Origin of the sequence: Ferranicluibacter rubi (assembly GCF_011603255.1) — a bacterium.
Taxonomy (GTDB): domain Bacteria; phylum Pseudomonadota; class Alphaproteobacteria; order Rhizobiales; family Rhizobiaceae; genus Ferranicluibacter; species Ferranicluibacter rubi.
The window spans coordinates 238,967-254,851 of the sequence record NZ_JAANCM010000008.1 but is presented as its reverse complement, the minus strand read 5'-3'; the positions used below and the strand labels follow the sequence as shown (position 1 = coordinate 254,851).

The 15,885-nt window shown below is 63.8% G+C and carries 15 protein-coding genes and 1 pseudogene; 6 read left to right on the top strand and 10 right to left on the bottom strand.

The window, feature by feature from the left end:
* Positions 1 to 256 precede the first annotated feature (256 nt).
* Positions 257 to 2,149: a molecular chaperone HtpG gene (htpG, locus tag G8E10_RS16765; protein ID WP_110801276.1), complete on the bottom strand. Its 1,893-nt coding sequence runs from the start codon at positions 2,147 to 2,149 to the stop codon at positions 257 to 259.
* A 415-nt stretch (positions 2,150 to 2,564) separates the two neighbouring features.
* A pseudogene (locus G8E10_RS16760) lies at positions 2,565 to 3,038 on the bottom strand (hypothetical protein); the annotation flags it as partial.
* Between the two features lie 133 nt (positions 3,039 to 3,171).
* Here G8E10_RS16760 and G8E10_RS16755 point away from each other — a divergent pair.
* From G8E10_RS16755 to G8E10_RS16745, 3 genes are all read left to right on the top strand, one after another.
* Positions 3,172 to 3,834 (top strand): response regulator, encoded by a 663-nt coding sequence (locus tag G8E10_RS16755; RefSeq protein ID WP_110801277.1) that lies wholly within the window; start codon positions 3,172 to 3,174, stop codon positions 3,832 to 3,834.
* A complete protein-coding gene (locus G8E10_RS16750; RefSeq protein WP_110801278.1) occupies positions 3,831 to 5,213 on the top strand; it encodes a sensor histidine kinase in 1,383 nt (460 codons plus the stop codon). The genes G8E10_RS16755 and G8E10_RS16750 overlap by 4 nt, the downstream gene beginning before the upstream one ends.
* A gap of 96 nt (positions 5,214 to 5,309) precedes the next feature.
* Positions 5,310 to 5,627, top strand: a complete 318-nt coding sequence (locus G8E10_RS16745) for a hypothetical protein (RefSeq protein ID WP_110728832.1) — start codon at positions 5,310 to 5,312, stop codon at positions 5,625 to 5,627.
* A 34-nt stretch (positions 5,628 to 5,661) separates the two neighbouring features.
* Here G8E10_RS16745 and G8E10_RS16740 read toward each other — a convergent pair whose 3' ends face one another.
* From G8E10_RS16740 to G8E10_RS16710, 7 genes are all read right to left on the bottom strand, one after another.
* The gene (locus G8E10_RS16740) at positions 5,662 to 7,044 is read right to left on the bottom strand and encodes a GGDEF domain-containing protein (protein WP_110801279.1); all 1,383 of its coding nucleotides are present in this window, start codon (positions 7,042 to 7,044) and stop codon (positions 5,662 to 5,664) included.
* Between the two features lie 3 nt (positions 7,045 to 7,047).
* Complete coding sequence (locus G8E10_RS16735) at positions 7,048 to 7,809, bottom strand: transporter substrate-binding domain-containing protein (protein WP_245417138.1); 762 nt, start codon at positions 7,807 to 7,809, stop codon at positions 7,048 to 7,050.
* Positions 7,810 to 7,940: 131 nt separating this feature from the next.
* Positions 7,941 to 8,438 carry a GNAT family N-acetyltransferase gene (locus G8E10_RS16730; RefSeq protein ID WP_110801280.1) on the bottom strand — a complete coding sequence of 166 codons (498 nt, stop codon included), beginning with the start codon at positions 8,436 to 8,438 and terminating at the stop codon, positions 7,941 to 7,943.
* An 11-nt stretch (positions 8,439 to 8,449) separates the two neighbouring features.
* Positions 8,450 to 9,340, bottom strand: coding sequence for a carbohydrate ABC transporter permease (locus G8E10_RS16725; protein WP_110801281.1), 891 nt, complete (start codon positions 9,338 to 9,340; stop codon positions 8,450 to 8,452).
* A gap of 2 nt (positions 9,341 to 9,342) precedes the next feature.
* Positions 9,343 to 10,233 (bottom strand): carbohydrate ABC transporter permease, encoded by an 891-nt coding sequence (locus G8E10_RS16720; protein ID WP_110801282.1) that lies wholly within the window; start codon positions 10,231 to 10,233, stop codon positions 9,343 to 9,345.
* A complete protein-coding gene (locus tag G8E10_RS16715) occupies positions 10,223 to 11,335 on the bottom strand; it encodes an ABC transporter ATP-binding protein (RefSeq protein ID WP_110801283.1) in 1,113 nt (370 codons plus the stop codon). Before G8E10_RS16715 ends, G8E10_RS16720 begins: the two co-directional genes overlap by 11 nt.
* Positions 11,336 to 11,500: 165 nt before the next feature.
* A complete protein-coding gene (locus G8E10_RS16710; protein WP_110801284.1) occupies positions 11,501 to 12,760 on the bottom strand; it encodes an ABC transporter substrate-binding protein in 1,260 nt (419 codons plus the stop codon).
* Between the two features lie 173 nt (positions 12,761 to 12,933).
* On the opposite strand from G8E10_RS16710, the gene G8E10_RS16705 reads away from it, so the two are divergent.
* The 3 genes from G8E10_RS16705 (at position 12,934) to G8E10_RS16695 (ending at position 15,157) form a co-directional block, all read left to right on the top strand.
* A complete protein-coding gene (locus tag G8E10_RS16705) occupies positions 12,934 to 13,737 on the top strand; it encodes a GntR family transcriptional regulator (RefSeq protein WP_281517619.1) in 804 nt (267 codons plus the stop codon).
* A 70-nt stretch (positions 13,738 to 13,807) separates the two neighbouring features.
* On the top strand, positions 13,808 to 14,476 hold the full coding sequence (locus G8E10_RS16700; protein ID WP_110801285.1) for a DUF2161 domain-containing phosphodiesterase: 669 nt from the start codon (positions 13,808 to 13,810) through the stop codon (positions 14,474 to 14,476).
* A 72-nt stretch (positions 14,477 to 14,548) separates the two neighbouring features.
* A complete protein-coding gene (locus tag G8E10_RS16695; RefSeq protein WP_110801286.1) occupies positions 14,549 to 15,157 on the top strand; it encodes a pyridoxamine 5'-phosphate oxidase family protein in 609 nt (202 codons plus the stop codon).
* Positions 15,158 to 15,163: 6 nt separating this feature from the next.
* Here the strand turns inward: G8E10_RS16695 and G8E10_RS16690 are convergent, their stop codons facing one another.
* Entirely contained in the window at positions 15,164 to 15,865 is a 702-nt protein-coding gene (locus tag G8E10_RS16690; RefSeq protein WP_110807748.1) for an SDR family oxidoreductase, read from the bottom strand.
* Positions 15,866 to 15,885: the final 20 nt, after the last annotated feature.

The following is a 15,885-nucleotide window of genomic DNA, read 5'->3' as shown; positions in this document are numbered from 1 at the left end:
GTCATGGCGTCGGCAGCGGCGGGAGGGGCCGGCGGCGGCGGGGGCGTATCCTGGGCGACCGCTGCGCCTGCAGCGAGTGACAGGGAAAGGCCGGCGAGAAGAAGAAGGCGCTTCATAGGAAATCCTATTGTTGAGTGGCCCCCGACAACGCCTCATTCGCATCTTTGTTCATGTACCATACCCTGATGTAGGCATGATTTTTCTACCCGTTCCGTTCGCCAGCCCGCAGCAAAGCCGCGGGCTGGCGGAAAGAGCGTCACGCCTGCAAGGCGCGCTCGAACACCCGCGTCAGGCGCTCCGCGAAAGCGCGGGGGTCGGACGGCTTGTCGCCATCGAGCACGCGTGCCTGATCGAGAAGAAGCAGTGCGGCATCCTCCTTCAGCGCGGTACCGTCCGCCTTGGCGGCAATCGCCTTCACCAGCGGATGCGCCGGGTTGATCTCGAGGATCGGCTTCGCCGAAAGCTCGAGGCGGCCGGCCCCCTGCAGGATCTTCTCCATCTGCCGGTCATAGCCGCCTTCGGATGCGACCAGGCAGACCGCGCTTTCCGTCAGGCGGTCGGAGGCGCGAACGTCGGAGACTTCTCCGGCAAGCTTCTCCTTGGCATAGGCGATGAAGGTCGCGACATCGGCGGACGGCGCGCTGTCTGCTTCGGCCTCGCCCTCCGGCTTGGCGAACTGTGCGAGATCGGCTGCACCCTGCGTGATCGACTTGAAGGCCTTGCCCTCGAACTCGCCGGCCGTCATGACCCAGAAGCTGTCGATCTGATCCGTCAGAAGCAGAACCTCGATCCCACGGGCGCGGAAACCTTCCAGCTGCGGCGAGGCCTTGAGCTGCTCGACGCTGTTGCCGGTGAGGTAGTAGATCGCCGACTGCTCCGGCTTGGCGTCTTCGACATATTGCTTGAGCGAACGGCTCCCCTCGCCGGCTGCCGTCGTCTTGAAGCGGGCCAGCGACAGGAGCTGCGTGCGCCGTTCGCCATCCTCGTAAATGCCTTCCTTGAGCACCGCGCCAAAATTTTCCCACACCTTCGCGAAAGCCTCGGCGTCGCTCTCCGCCAGCTTTTCGATGGCGGTGATGATGCGGCTCGTCACGCCCTTGCGGATGGCCGACAGGATCGGGCTTTCCTGAATCATCTCGCGCGAGACGTTCAGCGGCAGATCGGCGGTATCGACCAGACCGCGGACGAAGCGCAGGTAGCGCGGCAGCACGTCAGCTTCGTCGGTGATGAAGATGCGCTTGACGTAGAGCTTCATACAGCCCTTGCGGTCCGGATCGAACATATCGAACGGCTGCGCACCGGGAATATAGGCCAGCGTCGTGTATTCGTGCCGGCCCTCGGCGCGGAAATGCACGGTCACGGCAGGCTCGTCGTACTGGCCGGACAGGCTGCGGTAGAAGTCGGCGTGGTCCTCCTTGGAGACCTCGTTCTTCGCGCGCGTCCAGAGCGCCGTGCCGTCCGTCAGCGGCACAGGCTCGGCGCCGGGCTTCTCGATGATCGAGATCGGCACGGGCACATGGCCGGACTGCTCCTTGACGATCCGCTCGACGGACCAGCGCGAGGCATAGGTCTTGGCGTCTTCCATCAGGTTGAGCGTGATACGCGTGCCGCGCGCCGGGGCGTCCGTGAGATCGACCGGGCTAACGGTATAGGCGCCCTGCCCGTCCGACGACCAGAGCCAGGCCTCTTCCGAACCGGCACGCCGCGAGACCACATCCACCCGGTCCGCGACCATGAAGCAGGAATAGAAACCGACGCCGAACTGGCCGATCAGTTGTGCGCCCTCGCCCGCCTTATTGGCCTCGATGCGCTCCATGAAGGCGCGCGTGCCGGAGCGTGCAATCGTGCCCAGCGCTTCGATCAATTCCTCGCGGTTCATGCCGATGCCGTTGTCGTCAACGACGAGGCGAAGGTTCTCCTCGTCCAGCGTCAGCGTGATCCGGTTGTCGGCATCGCTGCCCAGAAGGTTCGGCGCGGCGATCGCCTCGAAACGCAGCTTCTCGCAGGCGTCGGCCGCATTCGAGATCAGCTCGCGAAGAAACACGTCCTTATCCGAATAGACCGAGTGCACCATCATATGCAGAAGGCGCGACACGTCGGCTTCGAAAACATGGTTCTCGGTGGGGCGATCTGCATCAAGGTTCGTCATCTGTCATCTTCTCCGTCATGGTCGAATGTCGAACGACCAGTTGGCGAAGATTTCGTGCAGATTCAAGAGGCTCGGCGCGTTACCAGCCAAGTCGTCGGGGAAAAATCACACGTACGGCGTCCCGGGGCGGATACCCCGGGACGCCGTACTGTCTTTCGTCAGCGATCACGGCCGCGGCGATCTCTTACGGCTGCGGCGGCCGCGATACGTCTTCGCCGGCGGCAGGGGCACCGGCGCCCATATCAGGCGCAGGGCCCACCTCGGGTGCGGGGCCATCTTCAACGCGGGGACCCGCATCGGCGACAGGGCCTGCGGCCGGGCCGGGACCGGCGTCGGACCGCGCATCAGGCCCGCCCTTCGGGCCGCCTTTCGGACCCTTCGGGCCATCGGCACCAGGGCGCGGTCCATGGCCGTGATGCGGCGGCTTGCCGGCCGGGCCGAGCGCCTCGATCTTGCCGTCCGGATGGACGAGGAAGCTTGCATGCAGGAAGCCGTCATCGAAGCGCCCCTGCACACTGATCTCCTCGTTGACCGTCACGAGCTTGCCGTCCTCGCCGGACGGGCCGGTCTCGACCAGTGCGCGGCCGCTGGCATCCTGAAGGACGAACTTGTTGCCGAAGATCTCGGCAACCTTGCCCTTGATGGTGACGAGGTCGCCATCCGGCAGGGTGGAAATAGCGACCGGCGCCATCGGTGCCATCTCGACGCTCGGCTTGGCAAGCTTCATGGCACCTGCACCGCCGGCAATGCCCAGGGCCAGAAGGGCGACGGCTGCGACGCCGGTAAAGGCCAGCCGCGACGAACGCCTGCGGTGCGGCGGTACGGTGCGGTCGGTTGCAACATGGGGGGCAGCCTGATCGGCGGTGGCTTTGATTTCTTCGTTCGACATCGTGTTCTCCTGTCGTGTTGACGAGACCCTTCTAGCAAGACCCTGCCACCGGCAGCCTGAACCCCGCGGTTCAGCTTGCGTTAAGCCGCAGCGCCCTATGTCCTCCTCCAGGATCAGCGAGAAACGGGATGCCATGAGAGTTCTTCTTGTCGAGGACGACGCCGATCTCTCCCGGCGTATTGCCGCCAGCCTGCGAACGGAGAGCTTCGTGGTCGATATCGCCACCAATGGCGAGGACGCGGAACATGCCGGCCTCACAGAGATCTTCGATGTCGCCGTGCTCGATCTCGGCCTTCCCCGCAAGGACGGCATCTCCGTGCTCAAGGCCTGGCGGGAGGCGGAGCGGGGATTCCCGGTGATGATCTTGACCGCGCGCGACGGATGGCCGGACAAGGTCTCCGGCTTCAAGGCGGGTGCCGACGACTTCATGACCAAGCCGTTCAAAGTCGAAGAACTCGTGCTGCGCCTGCGCGCGCTCGTCCGCCGCGCCACGGGCCATGCGTCGTCGCTGGTCACCTGCGGACCGCTCGTGTTCGACGCGCAGCTCGGTACCTTCCAGCTGGAAGGCCTGCCGCTGAAGCTGACAGCGCTCGAATGGCGCGTGCTCTCGTGCCTCATCCTGCGCAGGGAAGTGATCGTCGATCGGCGGGAGTTGATCGAGCGGGTCTATGAAGGGGACGCGGAGGTCGATTCCAATTCGATCGAGGTCATTATCGCTAGGCTGCGCCGCAAGATCGGTGCGGAGCGGATTGAGACCGTTCGCGGTCGCGGCTACATGCTGACGGCCGCTCCATGAAGCTCCCGTCTCTCCCGTCGCGATCGACCATCTCCGCCCGACTGCTGATCTTCTCGACGCTGTTCGTCACGGCCACCCTGATCGTCGCCGCCGTCATTCTCTGGCTGATCGTCGCCGGCGTCGTGCGCGAACAGATCGACCAGCGGCTCGACACCCAGATCGACGCGTTGCGCGGCACGCTGGTCGTCAATCGGGATGGCTCGCTGGCGCTCGGCGCCTCCCTCGATGGGCCGCCTTTCGACCGCATCGGTTCCGGGTGGTACTGGCAGGTGACGGGAGACGGTGCGCCGATCACCTCGCTGTCTCTCGCTGGCCGCGCGATCGACAGCCCCCCGCGCCCCATGCCCGGCCGGCATCGCCCCGGACCCGACGATCCGCAGAAGCGCGTGGAGGCTGCCGATGACCGGGGCATGGATCTGCACATCCGCACGGTCGAAGCCCGCATCGGCGACCGGACGCTCGAAATCTCGGCGACGGCGCCGCAAGCGGCGCTGAACGACCCTGCCCGGCGGGCGCTATTCTGGCTCGTGCCGGCCATGGTGGTTCTGGGAATCAGCCTCGTTCTGGGCACCCTGCTGCAGGTGCGTTACGGTCTGCGCCCGTTGAAGACGCTCACACAGGATATTGCCGGCGTTACGGAAGGCTCGCGCGAGACGCTGCCGGACGTGGACGCCGAGGAATTGCGGCCGGTGGCAAACGAGATCAACCGGCTCGTTGCGGCGAACCTCCAGCGCCTTGCCGACACCCGCCTGCACTTCGCCAACCTCGCCCATGGCCTGAAGACCCCCGTGGCCAGCCTTTTGCTTGCGCTCGACGATCGCAACGATCCGGACGGAGAAATGCGCCTGCTGGTGGAGCGGATCGACGAGCGCATTCGCCATCACCTCGCGCGGGCCCGCAAAACGATGTCCGGCGCGGGCATGGGTGCCTCGACGGCCCTCGACGCCAGCCTTGCCGATCTCGTGCAGATCCTCTCCCGCATCCATGCCGAACGCGGACTAACCGTCACCTGCGCCGTCCCTGACAATATCTCAGTCGCATGCGCCGCCGACGATCTCGATGAAATCCTCGGCAACCTGATCGACAACGCCTGCAAGTGGGCGCGCACGACCGTCGTCATTACGGCTGCTATCGAGGGCCGTATGGTTGTCATCGGCATCGAGGACGACGGGCCCGGGATCGTCGAGGACAGGATTGCCAACGCGTTTCTGCCCGGCATCCGCATGGACGAGACAGTTCAGGGCGACGGGTTCGGGCTGACGATCGCGCGTGAGGTCGCCGAACTCTACGGCGGCGGCATTATCCTCGCGAACCGCCCCGAGGGCGGCCTGAAGGTCAGCCTCAGTCTGCCCCGCGCCATGTCCAGGCCAGTGCTTTGACGGTGCGCGCAGGCCATGCCGATGGCTGACGCGGGCGCGTGTGGAACTTCGCTCGCAACCGCTCGTTAAAGGGCATATCGAACCCAAGGAGTGACCATGGCAAACCAGAACGATATTTCCCCGGCTGTACGGTCTTTGCAGAACGAGCAGGGCGACCGCGAGCGCCGCGGCACGGACAGCGATCTCGACAAGGCGCTGGAAGATACGTTCCCGGCCTCGGATCCGGTTGCCGTTTCCTCGACCACCGGCGACAACCACAGCAGCCGTTCTTACCGCCGACCGTCCGCCTCGTCCGATGTGAAGGGCTCGCTCGACGGGTATCTGGCCGACATCGAAGGCCGAATCCGCGAAAAGCCGCTTGCCGCAGCCGCCATCGTCGCGGGGCTCGCCTGGCTCTACGGTCGCACGCGCTGAATTCTTCTACGTAACATTCATCGGACAGGCAGGCTCAGGCCTGCCTGTTTCGTTTCGGAATATCGTAAGGTCCCGCAGGTTCGGCAAAGCCGACACGGTTTCGACCCTCTCTCTTTGCTTGATAGAGCGCGGCATCCGCTTCCGAAACCAGGCGATGAACGCCATCGAGCGGCCGCTCGGCCAGGTGGGATACACCGATACTCGTGGTCAACGAAATACGCCTTCCATTCTCGCTCAGCACCTCAAGGGCCATGATCTCCCCACGCACACGCTCGGCAAGAGCGGCCAGAGCCTCACGGTCCCGCCCGGACACGACGGCCACGAACTCTTCTCCGCCGTAGCGGCCGACATGGACCCCGTCCTTTTCTTCGAATCGCTGCAAAGCGGCGGCAACCGCCACGAGGCAGGCATCGCCGGCATTGTGGCCGTAGGTGTCGTTGATCGCCTTGAAGTGGTCGAGGTCGATCATCATGACGCCGAGATCCGGTCCGCCGGATTTCGCCGCTTGGAACGTGGCATCCAGAACGCCTTGCAACGAGCGCCGGTTGGCGAGTCCTGTCAGGCCATCGCGGTCGGAGAGAATCTTGAGAAGGGTGTTGGTGCGCGAGAGATCGCTCGACAGCGCGCCGTAGGCTTCCACCGCGTCGGCGATGGTTGCGAGTTCATGGAAAATCGGCGTTCGCGGGGCCGCGCCCTCGGGATTGCCGCTGCTGATAGCTTCGAGCCGCGCCACGGCCGCGCCGATCGGCGCCATGACATGGCGGCTGACGACCCATAGCGTCACGACGAGGAACAGCACCGGCAGCGTGAGGATCAGGGTCCAGCCGAGCTTGACCTCGCGCGCGGCACTGCCGATGGTCGAGGCCATGCTGTCGGCCAGCGCCACCGCATCGGTCGCCAGCGTCTCGCTCAGGCGGTCGGCGGTGAGGATGGCACGCTGGTAGGCTTCCGCACTGGCCGTATCCGTATTTTTGATCTGCGTCTCGATCTCCGCCGTCATCTCGGCACCATCGGGATCGCGCAGCTTGCGGGAGGCCTCGCGCGTCGACACGATCACCTTCACGGAGGCCGCAATGTCGCGCGCGCCGTCGATCAGCGTCTGGTTTTCGTCGAGCGTGAAGCTCTGGCAGAGCGTCTGCAACTGCAACTGGATCTGCCGCTCGATCTTGCGGTCGTGAGCAAGGTAGACCGAGCGGATGAGCGAGGCTGCCCGCTCGATCTTCAGCGCGTTCCGGTTCTGGGACAGGATGAGTGGGATCTGCTCTTCGCGAGCCGTCTGCGCGTCCCGCTCGATGCCATTCAGGAACCGCACGGAGTAGGTTGCCGCAATCCCCGCATAGAGGCAGACCAGCAGCAGGGCGACCCTGCCGACGATCCGCATCGATATGCCATGCCGGGGTTTGCGCAGAAAGGTCATGGATCAATAGATGCTGAAGGGAAAATAGACGTCGTTGATCCGCTCGTAGCTGCCGTCGAGGCGGGTCTTCTTGATGGCCGCGTTTACCTGCTCCAGCAATGCCGTATCGCTCTTGCGCGCCGTGACATGCGCCGTACTCTGGAGAAAGTCGTTGGTGACGGGATCCCCGATGAACTCGAAGGCCGACCCCTCGGCGCTTTCGAGGAAGCTCATCAGCTCGATCGCGTCGCCGAGCATCAGATCTGCCTTGCCCTGCTCGAGAAACGATTGCGCTTCAGGCTGGTCCTTGCCGAAGACGAGCGTGCTCTTTGCGTAGACCTTGGAAAGATATTGCGATTGCATCGTGCCATTGCCGGCCGTGATGCGCGCTCCGGCGAGGCCCTCGGGGCTGATGTCCTGATACTTCTTCGCATCGCCGATAAACACGGCATGCGACCGGTAGTAGGGGTCGGAATAGGCGATGCGCTTTGCCCGCTCCTCGGTGAAAGCCATGCTTGAGACCATGAGGTCGTATTTGTTCTGCTCCAGCCCCTCGATGATCTCCGCCCAGGGCGTGACGACGAAGGTGCAGGTCCGCTGCATCTCCTTGCAGAGGGCCTTGGCGATATCGACGTCGAAGCCGGTCAGTTCACCCTTCTCATTAACGAAGTTGAAGGGCGGGTATGCCCCTTCGGTACCGATCCGCAGAACCGGATCATCCGCCAGCGTCGGGCTGGCGGAAACAAGCGTCAGAAGGAGCGCTGCAAGCATGCGTCGGGATATCATGGTCGATCTCCGGTTTCGGAGCGCATGATGGCCGAGGGCGATTAACGCCGGGTCCAGAAGTAAGGTAAACTTATCCTTACGCTAATCGATTTAAGGGATATTCGATCGGTGCGCGCAGGAAATGCACCTATTTAGCTATAGTCGATGCCTGTCGCGTGGGCCGCTGTGAGCATGCCCTTGTAGATGCCCTCTTCCGAGCCAGCGATGACGACGGCGCCGACGGCACGCTTGTAGAAACCGGTCGGTCCCGCGCCGCCGATGACGCCATATCCATAACCTTGGTCGTACATGGCCAGCAGCGTCTTCAGAAGCAGCGCATGACCGATGCCCTTGCCGCGCATGGCCTCGTCCACGCCAGTCGGGCCGAAGAAGCCGCGCGCGGTCGCGTCGTAGCAGGCAAAGCCGACGACCTCGCCTCGTCTGACGGCGACGAGCAGCGAGACCGGCTGACGCATCATCGCCACGGTCGCCTCGCTGACCCAGCCCTGCCCGAAGCGCGGGCCGATCCAGGCCGCAATCGTATGCAGCTCCGGCGGCAGGGCGCGGCGGATGACGACGCCCTCGGCGGCCACCTTTTCATCCAGTGCTGCATCCGACTTGAGGTCGTAAAGGTTGACGAGCATATCCATGGCAGAATTCCCTATCCCTTGACCGCGCCGGCGGTGAGACCGGCCACGATGCGCCGCTGGAAGATCAGAACGACGATGATCAGCGGCAGTGTAACAGTGACCGAAGCGGCCATGATCTGGCCGAACGGATATTCATAGCGCGTCGTGCCCCCGATGAGGCCGATCGCGACCGGAACGGTCTTGTTCTCGTCCGTCAACATGAAGGTGAGCGCGAAGAGGAATTCGTTCCAGGCGAGAATGAAGGCAAGAATACCTGTGCTGGCAAGCGAGGGACCCATGAGCGGCAGCAGGATCCGGGTGAGAATCCGGAAATGCGAGCACCCGTCGATCAGCGCCGCCTCCTCCAATTCCCGAGGAAACTCGCGAATGAAGGTCGTAAGAATCCACGTGGTGAAGGGAACGGTGGACAGAAGGTAGGTGACGATGAGCGCGCTCGGGCGATTGTAGAGGCCGAGCGCGTTGATAAGCTCGAACATGCCGGAGAGGACCGCGACTTGCGGGAAGATCGAGATCATCAGGATCGCCATCAGCACGACCCGCTTCTGGGGAAAATCCAAACGTCCAAGCGCGTAGGCCGAGACGATGCCGAGCGCGAGCGATACGACCGTCGTGCCCGTTGCCACGAAAACCGAATTGAGCAGCGAGCCCATGAACACCGGATTGTCGAACAGTTGCCGGTAGTAGCTGAAGTTCAGCGCCGGCAGAAAGGCCGTCGTATAGAGTTCCGCCCCTTGCTTGGTCGAGGAAACGATCGCCCAGTAATAGGGAAACAGCGTGTAGGCGAGCACGAGGAGGATAAGCACGCCGAGAGCACCCTTGCGGACCCGGCGACGCAGCCGGTAATGCGCCGATGACCGACGCTTCATGCGAACGGGTGAGGATGTGGAAGCCGCTATAGCCATGATCACTCTCCCGCCGAACGATCGAGACGCAACGCGCCGATGAGGATGATGGCGACCAGTGCGACCAGCAGGAACACCCAGGTGGAGGCAGCCGAGCCGACGCCCAGTTCCTGAAAGCTGATCAACCGGTCTCGCGCATAGATCGACACCGTCATGACGTTCTGGTTGCTGGCGGCGAGCACATAGGCCAGGTCGAACATGCGGATCGCATCAAGCGACCGGAAGAGCACGGCAACGCCGATTGCCGGTTTCAGCAAGGGTAGCGTGATCGACCAGAACCGCTTCCATGCGGGGATGCCGTCGACTTCGGCCGCTTCCATCATCTCGCCGGGAATGGTCTGGAGGCCGGCGAGGATCAGGAGCACCATGAAGGGCGTCGTCATCCAGACGTCGATGAAGATCACCACGCCCATGATCAACGAACTGCTGGCCGTCCAGGCAATGCCATGGTCGATGAGCCCGAGAGAGATCAGGATGCGGTTGAAGACGCCGAACTGGTCGTTCAGCATCCACTCCCAGATCTTGGTGGCGACGACGACGGGGATCGCCCAGGGAACGAGGATCGCCGCGCGCAGCAGCCCGCGACCGGGGATCGCCTCGTTCAGCAGCAGGGCGATGCCGAGACCAAGCAGCGTCTCGATCGCCACGGAGATGACGGCGAAGGTCAGCGTATTGCGCACCGCCGACCACCAGGCGGGATCGTTGATGACCTCGAGAAAATTCGAGATGCCGACCATACCGTACACGGTGGGATCATCAAGATAGGCATCCGTGAAGCTGAAGAAGAACGTGCGGCCGAGCGGCCATACCGCAACCATCAGCATGACGACAACCAGCGGCGTCAGGAACAGCCACGCCGTCCTGTGCTCCCGGCGGGCGAGCTTAGCGCTCATGGAGCAGCCTCCCCTCGGCTGGATTACCTTCGGGCACCACGCTCGAAGACCGGTGGGCGATCCGCTTGCCCTCTGCATCGAAGACGAAGATGTCGGCATCCGCAAAGGAAAGCCCGACCGGCTGATTGCGCCGCTCGGCGGGGGGACGGCCGGCGACGCGCACGACCCAGATCGTCTCGTCGGACAGGCGGATATAGGCGAAATGCTCGTGACCGAGGTCTTCGACGCGCTCCAGAATGCCGTCCATCCGGCCAGCATCGGCAGCGACGATCGACAGCGCTTCGGGCCGAACACCGATGGAAGCGGGCTGGCTGCCATCGGCCAGAAGGCCGGGCGGCAAGGCGAACCCGTTTGTCCCGGAGCCTGCTGCCAGGTTGGCGAAATTCATTCGGGGACTGCCGATGAAGCCCGCGACGAAGCGGTTGACCGGTGATTGGTAGAGTTCCAGCGGTGTACCGACCTGCTCGATGGAGCCTTGGTTGAGCACGACGATCCGGTCGGCCAGCGTCATCGCCTCGGCCTGATCGTGGGTCACGTAGACCATGGTGGTCTTGATGTCCTCGTGCAGGCGCGCGATTTCGATGCGCATTTCCATGCGCAGGTCGGAATCGAGGTTGGACAGCGGCTCGTCGAAGAGGAAGATTTCCGGCTCGCGCACGAGCGCCCGGCCGATCGCCACGCGCTGGCGCTGGCCGCCGGACAGCTCGCGCGGCCGCCGGGCGAGCAGGTGATCGACCTTCAGCATCCGGGCGACGGTCTCGACCTTGCGGCGGATGGCGTCCTTGCCGAGGCGCATGGTTTCCAGCGCAAAGCCGATGTTCCGCTCCACGCTCATATGAGGATAGAGCGCATAGGACTGGAAAACGAAGGCGACCCCGCGCTTGGATGCGGGCACGTCCGTGACCTCTTCACCATCGATAAGCACTTGCCCGCTGGAGGCGGGAACGAGACCGGCGACGATGCGCAGCAGCGTGGATTTCCCGCAGCCCGAGGGGCCGACGAAAACCACGAACTCGCCGTCCGCGATCTCGAGATCGACGCCGCGGATGACGGTGTGCGTGCCGTACGCTTTGGTGACGGAAGAAAGGGCGATGGATGCCATGGCAGATCCGATCAGGAAGACAAATGAACGTGGCCGCGCCTGCGCCGCGGCAGGCTCGTGGTCGTGCGGAAGATTAGAGACGAGACAAGGGAGAGTTCGAAGCCACATCGCGCCTCCGTTTCCGACCCCTTAAGGGACGGAAACGGAGGACAGCCTTGGGAGGGCTCAGCGACTTTCTTTCAGCTTCTCCAGCCGGGCGGCCAGGTCCTTGAGGCCGCTCTCGACCTCTTTACTGCCGGACAGCATGTCGTGGACGCTGCGATAGAAGGCCTGCGACACGCGGTTGTAGCTGGTGCCGGTATAGCCGGACGGGCGGCTGGCGCTGTCGGCAAAGGCCTGCTGGTTGTCCTTGAGGAAGGGGATCTTCTTGAGGACGTCGGGATCGGTATAGAGCGCGGTGATGGACGGGTTGAAGGCGGCATCGACGGCGCGCATCTTCTGCATTTCCGGGCCCGTGATGAAATCGACGAAGTTCGCCGCGACATCCGGCTTCGTCGAGAATTTCGAGACGCCGTAATACATCGGACCGAGGCAACCGGACGACTTTTCGCCGGCCTTGCCGACCGGAAGCGGCATCATGCCGACCTTGTCGATGACAGCGCTGCCCTTGGTCTGCGACGTGCCCCAGACGTAGGGCCAGTTGCGGTGGAAGACAGCGTTGCCGGACTCGAAGACGGCGCGCGAGGCTTCCTCGTCGTAGTTGAGCACGCCTTCGGGGCTGATCGTGCCGATCCAGCTTTTCGCAAGCGTCAGCGCGCCGACAGCAGCGGGATTGTCGATCGTCACCTTTCCGTCGTCGGAAATGATGTTGCCGCCGCCGCTGGAGCCGATCAGCTCGATCGCGTCGCAGGTCAGGCCTTCGAAGCTCTTGGCTTGCCAGGCATAGCCCCACATGTCGGTCTTGCCGTCGGCGCGCTCCTTGTCCTGGATCTCCTTGGCGGTCGCCGTCAGCTCTTCCCAGGTCTTGGGCGCGGGCTTGCCGTATTTCTCCAGAAGATCCTTCCGGTAGAACATCAGGCCGACGTCCATATAGGCGGGCATGGCCACCAGCTTGCCGTCGAGCTTGGCGGCGTTCAGCGTGGAGGCGAAATGCTGGTCCTGATCGGCCTTGGGCACGAGGGTGGAGATGTCGAGCAGGTTGTTCTTGAACATGCCGAGCCAGATGACGTCGAGGAAGAGAACATCGACATCGGTGGATTTCGCGGCGAGCAGCTGCTGGTAGAGCGGGATCGCATCATCCAGCAGCGCCGGCATCTTGTTGATCTTCGCCTCGTTCCCGGTCTTCTCCTTCCAGGCGGCGGCGGCCTTGGTGCAGAGCTCGAACTCGGTCGATGCGCAGAAGACCGACACGGTTTCAGCGTGTGCCGCACCGGCGCCCAAAAGCGCGAGAAGTGGTAGGCTGAAGGCAAGCTTTCGATTGAACATGACGGTCGTTCCCCTGTTCGATTTTTTCCTCTGACGGCGTCTTCGTTTTGTTTTTGTCGGCCGCTGATGACGATTGGACTGGATATGACCAGTTATGTCAATCGCTCTCCAATTTTATATTTCAGGCTTATGACAAGATCTGTAATGATGGTGCGAGCAGGAAAGGAATCCGGTTGGGCGACGGTGCGGCAGCAGACATCTTGGTGGACGGGAACCGCAGCGCGCCAGTCGATGCGCCGCTTGCCGCCATGGTGCGCCATGACGATCCGCGGCCGCTTCACCAGCAGGTGAAGGAGGCGCTGCTGCGTGCTATCGAGGACGGACGCCTGCCGCACAACGGCAAACTGCCCTCCGAGCGCAAGCTCGTCGAATCCTTCGGCGTCAGCCGGATCACGGTGCGCCACGCGATCCAGGATCTGATCCGCCAGGGCATGGTGAAAAGCCAGCCGGGCAAGGGCCTGTACGTGACGCTGCGCCCGCTCGGCTACGAGCTGCAGGTGCTGGAGAGTTTTACGGCGACCGCCCTCTCCACCAACCGGCAGCCCGGCAGCATGCTGGTGGAGGTGCAGGCCTATAAGCCGGCCGCCGACATCACGCGACCTCTGTTTCTGCCCGAGGGTGCGGAAGTGGTGATTCTGAAGCGGATCCGGACGATCGATGGCGTGCCGGTCGCCATCCAGACGGACTGGCTGCCGGCAGCCCAGGTGCCGGGATTGGCCGATCTCGACTGGACCGGGGCCAACCGCTCGCTCTATGCCGAACTGCGCGACCGCTATCATATCCAGCCCGGCCGGGGCCACACGACGCTCAGCGCCCGCATCGCCACGCCGTGGGAGGCCGAACGTCTGGAACTTGCCAACCCGGCCGCCGTGCTCACCGTCGACCAGATCGTGTTCGATCGCCGCAACCGACCGATCAACATGACGACGCTGATCCATCACCCCGAGCGATATCCGCTGACGCTGACGCAGTCGTAGCGCACATATTCCGGGGGTCGCTCCGGCGGGCGAACTGCGGTAGAAGCCGGCCGTTGCACCGGAACCGATCGTGGAAACCACTCTCTATCTGCCCGTAAAGACATTTCTGGAAGGCTTCGGCTTCGTGGTGAAAGGCGAGGTTGCGAGTTGCGATCTCGTCGGCGTTCGCGCGGGCGAGCCGGACATCGTCGTCGTCTGCGAGCTCAAGCTGACCTTCAATCTGGAGCTGATCCTGCAGGCCGTGGACCGGGCGACCCTTTGCGACGAGGTCTGGATTGCCGCGCGGGTATCGGCGAAGGGGCGCGGGCGGGAGGCGGACAAGCGCTATCGCGATCTCTGCCGCAGGCTCGGCATCGGCATGCTCGGCGTTGCGGATACCGGGGCCGTCAGCGTCATCGTCAGCGCCGTCTCGCCCATGCCGCGCACCAACCCGAAGCGTCGGGCGCGCCTCGTCAAGGAACATCGCGCTCGCCACGGCGACCCGACCGCCGGTGGCGGCGCGCGGGCACCGATCATGACCGCCTACCGCCAGCAGGCCCTTCTCTGCGCTGCCGCGATCCGGGCCGGGCGGGTGCGGCCGGTCGAGATGCGGCCAAAGGCACCCAAGGCGGCCGCGATCTTGCAGGACAATGTCTATGGCTGGTTCGAGCGTGTCGAGCGTGGGATCTACCGGCTGACCGAAAGTGGCACCAAGGCGCTGGAGCGTTGGCCGCAGATCGAGGATACGGCAGAGGGATGAAAGCCGTTTCGGACCCGCCGAAAACTGTCATAAAACGGTGATAGACGATCCGCGACGGGAAAGGGAGAGACCATGACGACCATCCGCACGATCGACCAGCTTGCCGAGATCTATGACGGCGTTTCGGAAGCATCTACCGCCAAGGTGACCTTGTCCCTGACGCCGGGCTACCGCGCGATGATCGAGGCATCACCGTTTCTGGCCCTCGCCACTGTTGGGCCGGATGGCATGGACTGCTCGCCGCGCGGCGATGCGGAAAGCGTCGTCCGGGTGCGCGACGAAAAGACCGTGCTCCTGCCGGATTGGCGCGGCAACAACCGCATCGATTCGCTGAAGAACATCGTTCGCGACCCCCGCGTCGCCCTCATGCTGCTCGTCCCCGGCTCCAATACGACGATGCGGATCAACGGCGCGGCCACCGTCTCGATCGATCTCGACCTTCTCGAAAGCTTCGAGATGGACGGCAAGCACCCGCGCAGCGTCATCATGGTCGAGATCCACGAGGTGTATTTCCAGTGTGCCCGCGCGCTCATCCGCTCCGAACTCTGGAACCCCGCCCGCTTCCACGACCCGGCCACCCTGCCGACCGCCGGGCAATTGCTGAAGGAAGCAAAGGCGAGCTTCGACCAGGAAACCTACGATCGCGAATGGGCGGCACGCGCTGCCCGGACGATGTGGTAGCACGTCTCAGAGCGAGCGCGTGATGCCGCCATCCACGCGGATGCTCTGTCCCGTGATGTAGCCCGCGCCCTGCGAGGCGAGAAACGATACAGTGGCAGCGATCTCCTCGCTTTTGCCATAGCGGCCCATGGGAACGCGGTTGCGAAACGCCTCCTTCTCCGGCAGGCTGTCGATGAAGCCGGGGAGGACGTTGTTCATCCGCACGTTGTCGGCGGCGAACTGGTCGGCGAAAAGCTTGGTATAGGCGGCAAGCCCTGCGCGGAAGACCGACGAGGTCGGGAAGACCGGGTCGGGCTCGACGGCGCTGAAGCTCGAAATGTTGATGATGACGCCGGATTTCTGTGCGCGCATGATCGGCGCCACCAGCCGAACCGGGCGCACCACGTTCATGAAATAGACGTCCATGCCCCGCACCCAGTCCTCGTCGGTGATATCGGCAACGGGCGCGCGCGGACCGTGGCCGGCGCTGTTGACGAGAACATCGATGCGGCCCCAGCGCTCCATGGTGCGATCGACCAGTGTCTTGAGATCCTCGTTCGATTGGTTGGAGCCGGTCACGCCCAGACCGCCGAGCTCTTCGGCCAGCGCCTCACCCTTGCCGGAAGACGAGAGGATCGCGACCTTGAAGCCATCGGCGGCCAGCCTTCGGGCAGCGTCCGCACCCATGCCGCTTCCGCCTGCGGTGATGATGGCGATCTTGTCGGTCATGGCGTCTGCCTTTCGCGTGC